This is a genomic window from Enterococcus sp. SMC-9, from assembly GCF_021011285.1.
GTDB classification, from domain to species: domain Bacteria; phylum Bacillota; class Bacilli; order Lactobacillales; family Enterococcaceae; genus Enterococcus_C; species Enterococcus_C montenegrensis.
Genome location: NZ_JAILYE010000006.1, coordinates 19534 through 34340, shown reverse-complemented (window position 1 = coordinate 34340; position 14807 = coordinate 19534). Strand labels below are relative to the sequence as shown.

Sequence of the window (14807 nt, the reverse complement as noted above, 5' to 3'; positions counted from 1 at the left end):
TTGTGCTAGCGCCAAAATGTGATGTAAAAGCTGGCTAACAAATGCATTTTTTCACAATTCTTCTGCTAACGCTTACATCATACGTAAGAATTTTCTAAAAAAAAACAAGCTTTTTAAAAAGGAACACGAAAAAAACAATTTGAGACAACAAATCTTATTTAGTGCTTAAAAAGTTATTAATAAAATCTTAACGGAGTGAAAAGGTTGTTAAATCAACGTTTTAAAGCGTTTTTAGTAAAATATGTGATTTTGAAACAGTAAAAGAACAATTTAATCAGAAAGCAAATCTTCTCAATAAAGTAAATCATTCTATAATGAGGATGTTGTAAGACAGTAACACCAAATTTTGAAATTATCTGTAGCCGACAAGGTTTAAGAAGATGAAAAGAAAGGAGTGAGTCGATGGGATTATGGGATTTTTTCCGTCAAAAGAAAACCGAAGAAGCGCAACCTATCTCACCTTCTGCAGTAGAGAAACAACCTACATCACCATGGCAGGAAGTACCCGCTTATATTGAAACAGATCCAAAAAATTATGAACTTGTTAGCGTTATTGCCTCCGCAATTATGGCCGGTGAACAGTCAGATAGCCAGTTTGTCGTGAAACGAATCTTAGAACGCAATCCTGAGGCCAAGCTCGTATCCATTATCTCAGCGAGTATTGCTGCAGGTGAACAAGAAGACAGTCAATTGACGGTCAAGAAAATCATGAAAAAATAAAACTATCTATGAAAGAGGAGAATGATTATGTTACGTAAATTCAAAATTGCAATTGATGGAACAGAGTATTTAGTAGAAATGGAAGAAATTGGCGGCGTGCCACAGCCGGCAGCACCAGCACCAGCACCACAAGCAGCTGCACCAGTTCAAACAGCTCCTGCAGCAGCGCCAAAAGAAGAAGCACCACAAGCAACTGCCGCTACAACACCAGCAAGCGCAGATGCAATGACAGCTCCAATGCCAGGAACAATTTTGAAAATTTTAGTAAACGTTGGCGATGAAGTCAAAGAAAATCAACCAGTTATGATTTTAGAAGCGATGAAAATGGAAAATGAAGTTGTTGCACCAAAAGTTGGTACAGTAACAGGAATTCATGTGACACAAGGCCAAATGGTTAACCCTGGTGAAGCGTTAATTACAATTGGTTAATTTGATCAATTAGAAATGAAAATTTGATATAGGAAGTGAATTAAGTGGAAACTCTTTTAGAAGGAATTATCGGTATGGGACAAGAGCCGGGAAGAATTGTCATGATGCTAATCGGCGGCTTGTTGATGTACCTAGGGATCAAAAAAGAATACGAACCAACATTATTGGTGCCAATGGGTCTGGGAACAATTTTAGTGAACTTCCCAAATTCAGGTGTTTTACAAGCCGGTGGCGAAGCTGGTCCTTTCCAAGTATTATTTGATGCCGGAATCAGTACAGAATTATTCCCACTACTATTATTTATCGGGATTGGTGCCATGATCGATTTTGGGCCATTATTACAAAATCCGTTCTTGCTATTATTCGGTGCAGCTGCCCAATTTGGTATTTTCTTTACTGTTATCGTAGCCGTTTTACTTGGCTTTGATATTAATGATGCTGCTTCAATCGGGATTATCGGTGCCGCAGACGGTCCGACTTCAATCTTTGTGGCGAACACATTGAACTCAAAATATATGGGGGCAATTATGGTAGCGGCTTACTCATACATGGCCTTGGTACCAATTATCCAGCCAGTAGCCATTAAAGCTGTTACAACGAAAAAAGAACGTCAAATCCGCATGACCTATCATGCTGGGGCGGTATCACAAACAGCAAAAATTTTATTCCCAATCGTTATTACGATCGTAGCAGGTTTGATTGCGCCAGTGTCATTGCCATTAGTAGGTTTCTTAATGTTTGGTAACTTGTTAAGAGAATGTGGCGTTTTAGATCGTTTGTCAGTTTCTGCACAAAACGAATTGGTTAACTTGGTAAGTATCTTACTTGGTTTAACAATTTCAGTAAAAATGCAAGCCGACGATTTCTTAAAAGTAGATACATTAATCGTTATCGGGTTAGGTTTAGTCGCATTTGTGATGGACTCTATCGGTGGTGTGTTGTTTGCCAAAGTGTTGAACTTGTTTAGAAAAGAAAAAGTAAACCCAATGATTGGTGCTGCTGGTATTTCTGCGTTCCCAATGTCAAGTCGTGTTATTCAAAAAATGGCGACAGAAGAAGATCCGCAAAACTTCATTTTGATGCATGCGGCTGGTGCCAACGTTTCAGGTCAGATTGCTTCTGTTATCGCAGGCGGTCTGTTATTAGCGCTATTAGCATAATAATTTGCAAGTGAAAAACAGCTTGATAACAAAAGGAGGAAAACCATGTTTGAAGATTTAAAAATTGCATTTGAACTATTAGGTTTTGGTTGGGGCGGCGTTTTTGTCGTAATCTTAATCATTTACGCAGCCTCACAATTATTGGCGAAATTATTTCCGCCAAAATAAAAAATAATCGGGTGAGAAAAGATGTTAACACTAAAAAGACTCTGGTTGATCCAAGATGTAAAAGACCATAATCAGTGGAGTGAATTTTTACAAGCCGGTGGGCTGCACCCTGCTGAAGATGCGACGTATACTGTAGGAATTTATGATGGTGAAGAATTAATAGCGACCGGATCTCTGTCAGACAATATCATTAAGTATTTATTAGTATGCAAAAGATATCAATCTGAAAACTTGTTGACACAAATTATTGTTCATTTAATTGAACGCTTGCATGAAGAGGATATTTTTCACTACTTTGTTTACACTGCACCGGATAAAGAAGTTATTTTTCGTTCTTTAGGATTCAAAAAAATCATGAATACTAAAGAAGTATTGTTTATGGAACAAGGAGAACCTAGTTTTGACGACTATTTAAATTATATTGCTCGTTTTGATCATCCAGGTGAAAACGGTAGTATCGTGATGAATGCTAATCCGTTTACCTTAGGCCATAAATACTTGGTGGAACAAGCACGTAAAGTTTGTGATCATGTCTATGTTTTTGTTGTCTCAGAAGAAAAATCAGAATTTTCCAGTCCTGAACGCTTCGCTTTAGTTAAAAACGGCTTAAAAGAGTTTGAAGATGTGACGGTTTTACCGGCCAGAGATTATATGGTGTCATCTTTAACATTCCCAGCCTATTTCTTAAAAGATCGTGCCGAGTTAAATGTTGCTAGCGTTCAAGCCCGTTTAGATGCAACCCTTTTTAAAGAACGTATCGCACCTGTATTGCATATTAAAAAGCGCTTTGTTGGAGAGGAACCTTATTCAAAAGTAACCAATGTTTACAATGAAGCGATGAAAGAAGTATTTCGTCCGGATCTGTCACTGACTATCTTGCCTCGTTTGGCAATTGAAGGTGAAATCGTCAGCGCAACCAAAGTACGACAAGCACTCCAAGATCACAATGAGCCACTTGTCCAATCCTTCGTTCCGGACACTGTTTTAGCTTACTTGAAAGAGAAAAATAAAATTTGAGGTGAAAATTGTGGAAATCAAAAAAAGTGCAGTAGCTGGTACTGTGGAGTCAAGTGACATTATGGTTACTGTCGCTCCAAACCAAGAAGAAAAAATTGCAATTGCGTTAGATAGTAGTGTTGAGAAACAATATGGACAAGAAATTCGTGATTTGATTGAAAACACATTAAAACGCTTGGATGTAACAGCTGCTAAGGTAACAGCAGTCGACAAAGGTGCATTGGATTGTACCATTCAAGCGCGGACATTGACCGCGGTTTACCGTGCGAGTGAAGTCGCAGAATACGACTGGAAGGAGATCGACTCATGGAACGCTTAAGAAGAACGATGATGTTTGTACCTGGTGCTAATGCCGCAATGTTGAGAGATGCGCCTTTATATGGTGCTGATTCAATTATGTTTGACTTAGAAGATGCTGTTTCTTTAAAAGAAAAAGACTCAGCTCGGACTTTGGTTCACTTTGCTTTAAAAACATTTGATTACAGCAGTGTGGAAACCGTAGTCCGAATTAACAGTTTGGATACAGTAGGTGCACAAGATATTGCTGCAATGGTCTTAGCTGGCGTCAATGTTATCCGTTTGCCAAAAACTGAAACAGCACAAGATATTGTGGATGTGGATGTTGAAATTACAAAAGTAGAAGAAGCAAATGGAATTGTCGTTGGGACTACTAAAATGATGGCAGCGATTGAATCAGCTGAAGGCGTCTTAAATGCCCGGGAAATTGCGAAAGCTTCTACCCGATTAATTGGTATTGCCCTTGGTGCAGAAGACTATGTAACCAACATGAAGACGCGCCGCTATCCAGATGGACAAGAATTGTTCTTTGCCCGTAGTTTCATTCTTCATTCTGCAAGAGCAGCCGGCATTGCCGCAATCGATACAGTTTATTCAGATGTCGATAATGAAGCAGGTTTCTTAAAAGAAGTTGAAATGATTAAACAACTTGGTTTTGATGGAAAATCAGTGATTAATCCGCGCCAAATTCCACTTGTCAATAAAGTATATGCACCGACTGAAAAAGAAATTCAAAACGCAAAAGAAGTAATTTGGGGAATCAGAGAAGCCGAAGCCAAAGGATCTGGCGTTATTTCAGTTAACGGAAAAATGGTAGATAAACCTATCGTGGAACGGGCAGAACGTGTCATTGCTTTAGCAAAAGCTGCCAAGTTGATTTCCGAGGAGGATATTTAAAATGACAACAAATAAATTAGGTCGCGAAATTCCAACACAATTTGCTGAACAATATGGTGTTTTTGAAGGTGAATTAGCAAATATCAAAGAATACCAAGAATCAAGTCGTAAGATTAAACCTGTTAAACCAAGAGACACGAAACTTTTAGGGAGTATTCGTGAAGCGATTGAAAAAACGGGCTTAAAAGACGGCATGACAATTTCATTCCACCATCATTTCCGTGAAGGTGACTTTGTTATGAATATGGTTTTAGAAGAAATTGCTAAAATGGGGATTAAAAATTTATCCATTGCACCAAGTTCTATTGCCAATGTTCATGCACCATTAATTGATCATATTAAAAACGGTGTGGTCACCAATATTACGTCAAGTGGTTTGCGGGACAAAGTCGGCGCAGCCATCTCAGAAGGAATTATGGAAAACCCGGTTGTGATCCGTTCCCACGGTGGGCGTGCCCGGGCGATTGCCACAGGAGATGTCCACATTGACGTTGCCTTTTTAGGCGCGCCAAGTTCAGATGAATACGGCAATGCCAATGGTACGGTTGGTAAAGCAACGTGTGGTTCTTTAGGCTATGCTATGATTGATGCTAAATATGCTGATCAAGTCGTTATCATTACGGATACTTTAATGCCTTATCCAAATACACCAATCAGCATTCCTCAAACAGATGTTGATTATGTAGTCGAAGTTGACGCCATTGGCGATCCAAACGGAATTGCAAAAGGTGCAACCCGTTTTACTAAAAATCCAAAAGAATTATTAATTGCCGAATATGCAGCAAAAGTGATTACAAATTCACCTTATTACAAAGAAGGTTTCTCGTTCCAAACAGGTACAGGTGGCGCAGCTTTAGCGGTTTCACGTTTTATGCGCGAAGCAATGCTTAAAGATGGTATTAAAGCCAGCTTTGCTTTAGGTGGAATCACCAATGCGATGGTGGAACTATTAGAAGAAGGACTTGTGGAAAAAATTATCGATGTGCAAGATTTTGATCATCCTTCTGCTATTTCATTAGGCAAAAATGCAAATCACTATGAAATTGATGCTAATATGTATGCTTCACCATTAAGTAAAGGTGCTGTGATTAATCAACTTGATACAGCAATTTTATCTGCTTTAGAAATTGATACAAACTTTAATGTAAATGTTATTACAGGTTCTGATGGGGTTATCCGTGGCGCTTCAGGGGGACACTCAGATACTTCAATGGCTTGCAAAATGAGCTTGGTTATTGCACCGATTATTCGTGGTCGGATTGCAACAATTGTTGATCAAGTAAATACGGTTGTTACGCCAGGTTCAAGTATTGATGTCGTGGTAACAGAAGTTGGGATTGCTATCAATCCAGCGCGCCAAGACTTGATTGAACACTTCAAAAAACTAGATGTACCACAATTTACGATTGAAGAATTAAAAGAAAAAGCATATAGCATCGTAGGAGAACCGCAACCAATTCAATACGGCGATAAAGTCGTAGCTTTAATTGAATACCGCGATGGCTCAATCATCGATGTGGTCAAAAATGTCTAATTATTTTCAAGGTGAAACTGTTGCGCTATCCGAAATGTTAGCTGCTCGTGAACAACGAGTTGCATTGCAACATGAACTTTTAAAAAAATGTGCTAACGCAAGCTTGCTTTCAGCAACAATGAATATTCCAGGGCCGGTTAAAAATACTCCGGCTTTGGAAAAAACATTTATCACTTTGGTCGAGACAGTTCGCAAAGAATTAAAAGATTTCTTTATCATTGAAACAAATTATTTTTCCCGTAAAACCGGTTTGGAGTTTTTACTTTTAGCAGAGATATCCCCGGAGCTGTTAAAAAGAAAAATGATTGAAATCGAAGAAAAACACCCACAAGGCCGCTTGGTTGATTTAGATGTTTTGTGGCTAAAAGATGGTAAAATGCAGTCAATTAGTCGGCAAGATTTAGGCTTTCCTGCTAGAAAATGCCTCATTTGCAATAAAGACGCCAAGGTTTGTGGTCGGGCTAGAACACATACAATTGAAGAAATGCAAGCAAAAATTGCAAGTATAATAGAAGATAGAAAGGAGTAGGGAGATGACCAAACAAATTCGCTTTATGGAAACAGTTTTGCGAGACGGCCAACAAAGTCAAATCGCAACGCGGATGTCCACTGAAGATATGTTACCAATCATCAAAACGATGGATGAAGCTGGCTTTCATTCATTGGAGATGTGGGGAGGCGCAACATTTGATTCTTGTCTACGGTTTTTAAATGAAGACCCGTGGGAAAGATTGCGCAAAATCCGCCAAGAAGTCAAAAATACGAAATTACAAATGCTATTACGTGGTCAAAATCTACTCGGCTACAAAAATTATGCAGATGACGTTGTACGTGAATTCGTCATGAAATCTGTTGAAAATGGAATCGATATCGTGCGGGTTTTTGATGCTTTAAATGATACCCGTAATTTACGAACTTCAATTGAAGCATGTAAAGAAGCTGGTGGTCATTGTCAAACAGCGATTTCTTACACAACTAGCGATTTTCATACCGTCGATTATTTTGTTTCTTTAGCCAAAGAAATGGCAGAACTAGGTGCAGATTCAATCTGTATTAAAGATATGGCAGGAGTTTTAACCCCTGCGACTGGTTTTGAATTGGTGAGCCGCATTAAAGATAGTATTGCTTTACCATTGGAAGTTCATACCCATGCAACCAGTGGAATCTCAGAAATGACCTACTTAAAGGTAGCTGAAGCTGGAGCGGATATTATCGATACTGCAATTTCATCATTTTCAGGTGGGACGAGCCAACCGGCGACAGAATCTGTTGCTATCGCTTTATCAGGTCTTGGTTTTGATACCGGTCTTAAAATGGATAAATTGGAAGAAATCGCAAATTATTTCAATCCAATTCGCGATCACTTCCGCAATGAAGGAATACTAAATCCTAAAGTAAAAGATACAGAGCCAAAAACTTTAATTTATCAAGTTCCCGGTGGTATGTTATCTAACTTATTAAGTCAATTGACTGAACAAGGCAATGCAGATAAGTATGATGAAGTTTTAGCTGAAGTGCCAAAAGTGCGGGCAGATTTAGGTTTCCCACCACTTGTAACACCACTATCACAAATGGTCGGTACGCAAGCATTAATGAATATTTTGGCTGGTGAACGCTACAAAATGGTACCAAACGAAATCAAAGATTACGTTCGAGGCCTATACGGTAAACCACCAGTTGCTATTAAAGAAGATATCAAAGAAAAAATTATCGGGGATGAACCAGTTATCACAAAACGTCCTGCAGATTTACTAGCACCACAATTACCAGGTTTTGAAGAAAAAATCAAAGAATACGCAAAATCAATCGAAGACGTGTTAAGTTACGCTGTCTTCCCACAACAAGCAAAAGATTTCTTAGGACGCCGTGAAGATCCATTTTATGACGTACCACTTCAAACTGTAAACGTAAAGATTGACGTACAATAAGAAAAAAAGTTAATGACTCTTTTAAAGTTCAATTTTTAATCGAAGTAGTAAAAGCTGTAAAAATCAGTAATGATTTTTACAGCTTTTTTTGTGATGAGATTGGAGTCCAATCACCAAAAAATGATTTTATCATCAAAATTTATGATTGAATGCAAATTTTGATGATAATTATTTTTTTAAATGATTGAGCTTTTTGAATACTTAAGTAATATTGTAAGTGCTTACAATTGGTTGCGGCCGGAATTAATTGTTTAGTGATGGATTAGTTAAATAATAGCTGAAGTGAGGTTAGGAAATTGAAAAACTCAAAAATGAAAAAAATCGCTTTGTTTACTTCTTTATTAGTAGTTCCGTTTTTAGTTGCTGGATGTGGAAATGATGCAAAGGAAAGTTCTGCCAGTAAAGATGGAAAAACAGAAATTAAAATTACTTGGCGCAATACCGGGGATCATGATAAGATGCAGAAATTTTTAGAAGAAGAATTTATTCCGAAATTTGAAAAAGATAATCCAGATATTAAAGTGACGCCATCTTCTATTACTGCAAGTGAGGGTGATTATTTTTCTAAAGTTGCTTTATCAATGCAATCAGAGAGTACTGCTCCAGATATTGTTGCAGAGGATTCTTTCATGCTAAACTCGGATGCCAATGCCGGCTATTTGACAGCTTTAGATGACTACGTAGCAAAATGGGACGATTGGAGTAATTATACTGAGAATTTGAAAGCAGGATCTATTGCTCAAGATGGTAAATTATATGCTATTCCAGGAACATCAGACTCCAGAGGAATTTGGTTTAATAAAAATGTATTTAAAAAAGCGGGTTTGCCTGAAGACTGGCAACCAAAAACATGGGAAGATATTGTAGCTGCAGCAGAAAAAGTGAAAGAGACGCAACCAAAAGTAATTCCTTTTGGTATGGGAGTAGCAAAAGCAAACGGTGAGTCTGTTTCTATGCAAACTTTTGAAATGTTGTTATATGGAACAAAAGACCAATTATTTGATTCAGAAACCCGAAAATGGGACGTGAATAGCCAAGGTATTTTGGACTCATTAAACTTTATTGATGAAATTTATAATCAGAAAAAATTAGGACCATCCTTATCAATTGCTATTAATAGTAACTACGGTTCAGTAATGTTCCAAGAAAAATTTCCTAAAGATGAGGTAGCTATGCTTTTGGATGGATTCTGGAGTCAGGGAAATTGGACTGAATCAGGAGCAACTCCAGTTGAAAACATGACCGAGCGTTTTGGATTTGCTGCTATGCCAACCCAAAATGGCGATGCACCAGGAACTACTACAATGTCTGGTGGTTGGACATGGGCAATTCCTGCAAAAGCTAAAAATAAAGAAGCATCATGGAAAGTTATACAAGCATTAGGTGGTAAAGAAGAACAAGCCAAGCGTGCAATTGCAGAAGGGAATTTAACAGTACGTGATGATTCCGCTGAATTACCAGAATACAAAGATCAACCGTTCATTGCTGAAGCTACTAGTTTCTTAAAGAATGCGCATTTCCGTCCAGCTGACGATAAGTATCCAAACGTATCTGTCGAAATTCAAAACATGGTGGAATCTGTGGCGACAGGTTCAAAAACGCCAGAACAAGCAGCAAAAGACTATGCAACCAATGTGACACGGATTGTAGGAGAAGAGAATATTAAAAAATAATATATGGGCGGCTTTACAGCCGCCTTTTACTTAAGTAGGTGAAAAATATGGAAAACGGATTAATTGAACCATCAAAACATGAAAATAAAAGAAAACCACTATCTGATAACTTGAAGTCAATTTTCTTTTTATTACCAAGTTGGGTTTTGTTGTTAATTTTCTTTATTGGTCCGATGATTTTAACTTTTATTTTTTCTTTTACAAATCTAGCGTTAACAGGTGCTGAAGCAAGTCAATTGCAATTTATTGGTTTTGAAAACTTTACACGCATGTTTCAAGATCCAGAGTTTCGAACTAGTGTCTGGAATACAATCATTTTTGTATTTTTTTCAGCAGTATTAGGCCAATGCTTTTTAGGATTTCTGATTGCCTTTTTAATGCGAGAAAAAAATAAAACGTTTCGAAGAGTAATTGGTTTGATTATTATTGCTGCTTGGGTCACGCCAGAGGTTGTTGTCTCATTTTGTTGGGTGGCATTTCTTAGTGAAAGTGGTACAGCCAATTGGGTATTGGGATTATTAAATATCGAGCCAATAGCATGGTTGTTCACTTTTCCGATGGCTAGTGTAATTATTGCAAATATTTGGCGAGGCACTGCTTTTTCAATGATGGTCTTTCAATCGGCGTTAGATGATATTCCAAAAGAAGTAGAAGAAGCAGCTATTATGGATGGTGCTTCACGCTGGAAAATTGTGACCAAAATTACAATTCCAATGGTAAAAGGTACAATTGCAACAAACTTGATGTTGGTAACCTTACAGACTTTAGGCGTATTTACCTTGATTTATACAATGACTGGTGGTGGCCCTGGGGTAAGCACGGCTACTTTGCCTGTATTTATGTATAAACAAGCATTTGTGAGTTATCAATTAGGGTATGGAACGGCTATTTCCTTAGTTCTCTTAGTAATTGGAGCAATAGCAAGTCTTATTTACATGAAAACTTTGAAAGTGAAAGTGTAGGTGAATGAAATGGTTAAAAGAAGTTATCAAATTGAAACGGCAATCCATTATATCATTCTAACTTTATTAGGAATTTTATTTTTACTTCCGTTATTATGGATGCTTTTTGCATCTGTGGATACAGGTGCAATTCAGGCATTGAAGATGCCTAAAAGTTTTACCTTAGAAAATTTTATTTCAATTATTACTGATGGCGGATTAGTTCGTTCTTTTGGCATTGGTCTATTGATTTCAGGCTGCCAAGCATTATTGGTAGTGGGGCTTTGTGTATTGGCTGCCTATCCACTTTCGCGTTATAAGCTTCGCTATAAAAAATCATTTATGATGACGATTTTATTTATGACGTCTTTGCCAATGACAGCGGTTATTGTACCGGTTTTTCAAATGTTCTTATACTTAAAATTTCAAGATTCACTAATAGCACTTACGTTCTTTCTAACGGCTTCATCACTGCCATATGGAATTTGGATGATGAAAAATTTTATGGACTCAGTCCCGCTAGATCTGGAGGAATCAGCATGGATTGACGGTGCGTCTACTTGGCAAGGAATAAAAAAAGTTGTTGCACCACTGATGTTACCTGGAATTTTTACAGTTGGGATATTTACTTTTTCTGGAAGTTGGGGGAACTTTTTTGTACCGTATATTCTAATCCAGTCTCCAGATAAAATGCCTGCGTCAGTTTCAATTTTTCAATTTTTTGGTAACTTTGGCATGGTTAATTATGGCCGACTGGCGGCCTTTTCAGTTTTATATTCTTTACCAGTTGTAATTTTATATGCTATTTCACAGAACTTCATGTCTAAAGGATTTAGTATGGGAGGAGCAACAAAAGGATGATGAATTTTACATTTGTAGAAGAAAAGCTGCGTAACCGAATTGATAGTTTAAAAGAGCTCCGCTATCAGAGCAAGGTAGAGATTACGGATTGGTTTATTAAAGAAGATGTCACAAAAGAAGAAAAATATCCACCAGTAGATTTTAATGATTGGCAAACGTTCAAATTAGGAGATCAGTGGAGTGGGCGAGATTTTTATCTATGGATTCAGCAAGTGGTGAAGATTCCTGATGGTGGACGATTACTGTTTCTTTTTGATTTTGGCCGAACAGGCGGTGGGTATAATTCTGGGTTTGAGTCGCTTCTTTTTATCAATGGCAAACCTTACCAAGGTGTAGATAGTAATCATCAAGAGGTTTTTTTAGATGAGGCGTTATACGGAAAAGAAGTCACAGTATCCTTGCGGTTGTGGTCTGGTCTTGAAGGTGGCGGACCAGAAAAAATTCAACGACATGAATTCAAAAAAGCGGAGTTAGTAGTGTTAGACGAACAAACAGATGGATTATACTATCTGTCAGATGTTGTCTTGAATACTATTTTGGAATTAAGTGATAATGACCCAATCAGATATCAATTATTAGATGTGTTAAATCGAGCATTTACGAAGGTTGATTGGTCTTACCCTGGTAGTAATGCATTTTATACTTCAATTGAACAAGCGGAAACTTATCTATCTGAAAAAATTGATGAAATTGAGAAAGATGATAATGTTGAGATTACGGCGATTGGCCATACTCACATTGATGTAGCATGGTTGTGGCGGTTAAAGCATACACGAGAAAAAGCAGCTCGAAGCTTTTCTACCGTGTTACGCTTAATGGAGAAATATCCAGACTATATTTTTTTACAAACTCAGCCTCAACTATATAAGTATATGAAAAATGATTATCCTGAGATATATCAGAAAATTAAGGAACGTGTTGCAGAGGGTCGTTGGGAAGTTGACGGAGCGATGTGGTTAGAATCAGATTGTAATATTCCCAGTGGTGAATCATTGACGCGACAAATTTTACACGGTTCAAAATTTATTAAAGAAGAATTTGGTCAAGAAGTGAACTATTTATGGTTGCCAGATGTTTTTGGTTACTCATGGGCGCTGCCACAGATTTTGAAGAAAAGTGGCATTGATACTTTTATGACTACAAAAATTAGCTGGAATCAATTTAATCGGATGCCTCACGATACTTTTATTTGGAAGGGAATGGATGGTAGTGAGATCTTAACGCACTTCATTACAACACCAGAGCCCAAACCGCATGCCAGTTGGGCATCTGAATGGTTTTATACGTATAATGGCCTTCTAGAGCCAGAAACAGTTTTGGGAGCTTACAGAGGATACAGGGATAAAGATATTAATTCTAGTCTTTTGATTTCTTATGGACATGGAGATGGTGGCGGTGGTGTTACGCGAGACATGTTGGAAAAACGTAGACAAATGGATCGAGTGGCAGGCCTGCCAAAAGTTAAAACAGGAAGAGCAAAAGAATTCTTTGAAGAATTACAAAAAACTTTTAGTGAGACAGATCATTATGTTCATAAATGGGATGGAGAACTATATTTAGAATACCATCGCGGAACATATACTTCGCAAGGTTACGTGAAAAAAATGAATCGAAAAACAGAGCTTGCATTACGCGAATTGGAAATTTTGTACACATTCGCAGAGTCTAAAGGCTATGATTATCCTAAAGAAAAACTTTTTGAACTCTGGGAGATTTTATTGCGAAATCAATTTCACGATATCATTCCTGGCTCCTCCATTAAAGAAGTTTACCAAGATCATAAAGAAGAATTTATTATGGTCAAAAAGGAAATTCAGAATTTATATCAGCAATTAAACAAGAAAACAGATAAATTACTGCTCGTTAACACTGCTGCTTGGTTAAGAGATACACTTGTTTGTATTCCATTGCAAAGCGCAGATAGCTACCAAGATGAACAAGGAAATATTTTTTCTACAGTCAAAACAAAAGATAAAAAGTATATTTATGTTCCAGACTTACCAGCGCTTTCTGATAGACTTTTAACACCAATTGATGAGGTAGTCGCAACAGAGCACGTAACTGGAGTCGTGAAAGAAAATTATGTTGAAACTCCCCATTATGTTTTGAAATGGAATGAGGATGGTCACTTTACAAGTCTCTATGATAAAGATTTTGAGCGTGAAGTATTAAAAGGAAAAGGCAATCAGTTGCAAATTTTTGAAGATAAGCCTAAGGACTTTGACGCGTGGGATATTGATATTTTTTATCAAGAAAAGATGATGGAGATACCGTTTACAAGTTTTGAGTTGACTGAAAATAACGAGTTTTTTGTAGAAATTACTTTTGATGCAAAAATTGGTAAATCTGAACTTAGTCAAAAAGTACGTCTTTATGCGAATTCAAGACGAATAGATTTTATTACAGATGTGGATTGGGTAGAGCGACAACGGCTATTGAAAGTAGCGTTTGAAGTAGATGTACGTGCTGTAGAAGCAACCTATGATATTCAATATGGAAATGTTAAGCGACCTACCCATTGGAATACCAGCTGGGATATGGCTAAATTTGAAACAGTTGGGCACCAGTGGGCGGATTTATCTGAAAGAAATTATGGTGTCAGCTTAATGAATGATTGTAAATATGGTTATGATATTAAAGGGAATATAATGCGATTATCTCTATTAAAAGGTGGTATATATCCTGATCCAGAAGCTGACCAGGGGCATCATCGTTTCACTTACAGTATTTTTCCTCATAGTGGGGATTGTATTTCGGGAGGAACGGTTAGAGAGGCGTGGGAAATCAACAATTCTATTACCGTCTTAAATCAAGATGATCATTTGCTACCAGCACTACAGTTATCTGTTGAAGGTGGCGTTGCAATTGATGCAATAAAAAAAGCTGAAAATGGAAAAGGCTTTATTTTACGAGTGCATGATTATTCTGGCGGTCGTAGTAAATTTGAAATTTTGGGAATGAAGGCTGTTAATTGGAATCCGACGAATTTATTAGAACTAGATGAATCTGATTGTAGTAAAGGGCATGTAGCTTTTGAAATATCACCATATGAAGTAAAAACAACTCGAATATACTGATAAAGTGACAACGGTATAAAAAATGAATCGAAAAATAAATTTATTATTTAATTTTTGATGAATGATTTATGAAACCGTTGTCTTTTTGTCTTTTTTTAGCATAAA

The 14807-nt window shown here is 37.3% G+C and carries 14 protein-coding genes; all 14 read left to right on the top strand.

Going from position 1 to position 14807, the window contains the following annotated elements; genetic code table 11:
* Nucleotides 1-402 precede the first annotated feature (402 nt).
* On the top strand, nucleotides 403-720 hold the full coding sequence (locus K4422_RS10110; RefSeq protein ID WP_206903407.1) for a hypothetical protein: 318 nt from the start codon (nucleotides 403-405) through the stop codon (nucleotides 718-720).
* 27 nt (nucleotides 721-747) lie between these two features.
* Nucleotides 748-1149 (top strand): acetyl-CoA carboxylase biotin carboxyl carrier protein subunit, encoded by a 402-nt coding sequence (locus K4422_RS10105; protein WP_268991033.1) that lies wholly within the window; start codon nucleotides 748-750, stop codon nucleotides 1147-1149.
* Between the two features lie 44 nt (nucleotides 1150-1193).
* The gene (locus K4422_RS10100; RefSeq protein WP_230711055.1) at nucleotides 1194-2309 is read left to right on the top strand and encodes a sodium ion-translocating decarboxylase subunit beta; all 1116 of its coding nucleotides are present in this window, start codon (nucleotides 1194-1196) and stop codon (nucleotides 2307-2309) included.
* Nucleotides 2310-2354: 45 nt separating this feature from the next.
* Nucleotides 2355-2477: an OadG-related small transporter subunit gene (locus K4422_RS13585; RefSeq protein ID WP_095006513.1), complete on the top strand. Its 123-nt coding sequence runs from the start codon at nucleotides 2355-2357 to the stop codon at nucleotides 2475-2477.
* A 21-nt stretch (nucleotides 2478-2498) separates the two neighbouring features.
* Entirely contained in the window at nucleotides 2499-3494 is a 996-nt protein-coding gene (gene citC, locus K4422_RS10095; protein ID WP_206903410.1) for a [citrate (pro-3S)-lyase] ligase, read from the top strand.
* Between the two features lie 10 nt (nucleotides 3495-3504).
* A complete protein-coding gene (gene citD / locus K4422_RS10090) occupies nucleotides 3505-3813 on the top strand; it encodes a citrate lyase acyl carrier protein (RefSeq protein ID WP_206903411.1) in 309 nt (102 codons plus the stop codon).
* The gene (citE, locus tag K4422_RS10085) at nucleotides 3801-4688 is read left to right on the top strand and encodes a citrate (pro-3S)-lyase subunit beta (protein WP_206903412.1); all 888 of its coding nucleotides are present in this window, start codon (nucleotides 3801-3803) and stop codon (nucleotides 4686-4688) included. Before citD ends, citE begins: the two co-directional genes overlap by 13 nt.
* Nucleotide 4689: 1 nt before the next feature.
* Nucleotides 4690-6222, top strand: a complete 1533-nt coding sequence (citF, locus tag K4422_RS10080) for a citrate lyase subunit alpha (RefSeq protein ID WP_206903413.1) — start codon at nucleotides 4690-4692, stop codon at nucleotides 6220-6222.
* Nucleotides 6215-6751, top strand: coding sequence for a citrate lyase holo-[acyl-carrier protein] synthase (citX, locus tag K4422_RS10075; RefSeq protein ID WP_206903414.1), 537 nt, complete (start codon nucleotides 6215-6217; stop codon nucleotides 6749-6751). Before citF ends, citX begins: the two co-directional genes overlap by 8 nt.
* Before the next feature lie 4 nt (nucleotides 6752-6755).
* The gene (locus K4422_RS10070) at nucleotides 6756-8150 is read left to right on the top strand and encodes an oxaloacetate decarboxylase subunit alpha (RefSeq protein ID WP_230711054.1); all 1395 of its coding nucleotides are present in this window, start codon (nucleotides 6756-6758) and stop codon (nucleotides 8148-8150) included.
* Nucleotides 8151-8461: 311 nt separating this feature from the next.
* Nucleotides 8462-9823 carry an extracellular solute-binding protein gene (locus K4422_RS10065; RefSeq protein ID WP_206903650.1) on the top strand — a complete coding sequence of 454 codons (1362 nt, stop codon included), beginning with the start codon at nucleotides 8462-8464 and terminating at the stop codon, nucleotides 9821-9823.
* 47 nt (nucleotides 9824-9870) lie between these two features.
* Nucleotides 9871-10785: a carbohydrate ABC transporter permease gene (locus K4422_RS10060; RefSeq protein WP_206903416.1), complete on the top strand. Its 915-nt coding sequence runs from the start codon at nucleotides 9871-9873 to the stop codon at nucleotides 10783-10785.
* 9 nt (nucleotides 10786-10794) lie between these two features.
* A complete protein-coding gene (locus tag K4422_RS10055; RefSeq protein WP_206903417.1) occupies nucleotides 10795-11625 on the top strand; it encodes a carbohydrate ABC transporter permease in 831 nt (276 codons plus the stop codon).
* The gene (locus K4422_RS10050; RefSeq protein WP_329957733.1) at nucleotides 11622-14702 is read left to right on the top strand and encodes an alpha-mannosidase; all 3081 of its coding nucleotides are present in this window, start codon (nucleotides 11622-11624) and stop codon (nucleotides 14700-14702) included. The genes K4422_RS10055 and K4422_RS10050 overlap by 4 nt, the downstream gene beginning before the upstream one ends.
* Nucleotides 14703-14807 lie beyond the last annotated feature (105 nt).